Raw genomic sequence first — 1,435 nt, 5'->3', positions numbered from 1 at the left:
GCAGACCTTTTCGGCCACCCGCGGATTGTCGCCGGTGGCGATCTTCACCTCGATTCCCAGCTCGGCAAGCTGATCAAGGGATTGCCGGGCGGCGGCCTTGGGCTCGTCGGCAAAGACGCAGAACCCGACCAGCATCAACTCGGATTCGTCGTCGGCGGTGATCGTGGACAGGTGTGGCGCCGGCTTGGCCGCCACGGCAACCACTCGGCGCCCGGCCGCGAACAACTCGGACAACGTCTGTTGAGACTGATCGGGTGCGCTCGAGCAGCGGGCCAGCATCTGCTCGGGTGCGCCCTTGACCACCAGCAGTCGCTTTCCATGGTCATCGACCAAGGCTGAGGTCGCACGGCGGATGTGGTCGAACGGCAAAAAGGCCACCCGGTCCATACCGTCGCCGACGAGCTGCCGTGCGGCGGGGTGCGCCCAGAGCGCGCCGTCCAGCGCGTTGGTCGCGGCGCCGCCCGCGGCCGGATCGATGTCACAGGCCAGCAGGGCCAGCCGCAGCACCGAGTCGTTGCGCACTCCGGCCGGGTTGACGGTGTCGACCAAGCTGATGCGGCCCTCGGTCAGGGTGCCGGTCTTGTCGGTGATCAGGATGTCGATGTCGCCGAAGTCTTCGATGCAGACCAGGCGTTTGACCAGGACCTTGGCCTTGGCCAGTTGCCGCGAGCCGGTCGCCAGGCTGGTGCTCACCACGGCGGGCAGCAGCTGCGGCGTGATGCCGACCGCGATCGCCAGCGAGAACAGCACCGAATCGATGATCGGCTTGTGCAGCAGCAGGTTGCTGACCAGGATGACCACCATCAGCGCGATCGCGACCTGCAGCAGCAGGTAGGAGAACCGGCGCAGCCCCACCTGGAAATCGGTCTCGGGTTGGCGCTTGTCCAAACCCGCTGCGATGCGGCCGAATTCGGCATCCCTGCCGGTGGCGTACACCACCCCGGTGCCCTCCCCGGCGCTCACGATGGTGCCCATGAAAGCGAGGTCGGTCGAATCGGCCAGCTCGGCGCCGGCCGGCACAGGCTGCGGCGATTTCTCCGAGCCCGTCGACTCGCCGGTCAGGATGCTCTCGTCGCATTCCAGGCCGGTGACGTCGATCAGCCGGACGTCGGCGGGCACGGCCTCGCCCAGCGACAGGCGCACCACGTCACCGGGCACCAGGTCGGTGACGCTGGTCGTGACGAACTTCGAGTCGCGGCGCACCACGGCGTTGTGGTGCACGGCCGCGTGCAGGTCGGCGGCGGCCCGCTCGGCCCGATACTCGTTGACGAACCCCAAGCCGATGCTGGCCGCCAGGATCACGCCGATGATGATCGCCTGCATGCTGTCGCCGAGAAAGTAGGAGACGATCGCGGTGCCGGCCAGCAGGATGAGCACCGCGTTGCGCAGTTGACGACCGAGCACCGCGAGCGCGTTGACGTGGTGGGTCCGCACG

The 1,435-nt window shown here is 67.9% G+C and carries 1 protein-coding gene; it reads right to left on the bottom strand.

Annotated elements, in window-relative coordinates; all coding sequences use genetic code 11:
- A partial coding sequence (locus A5705_RS15455; RefSeq protein ID WP_231982463.1) for an HAD-IC family P-type ATPase occupies positions 1-1,434 on the bottom strand: 1,434 nt, incomplete at its 3' end.
- Position 1,435: the final 1 nt, after the last annotated feature.

It is taken from the genome of Mycobacterium sp. E787, from assembly GCF_001668725.1.
Lineage (GTDB): Bacteria > Actinomycetota > Actinomycetes > Mycobacteriales > Mycobacteriaceae > Mycobacterium.
Note: the sequence above shows the minus strand (reverse complement) of the source record. Positions and strands in the feature narration are given on the sequence as shown.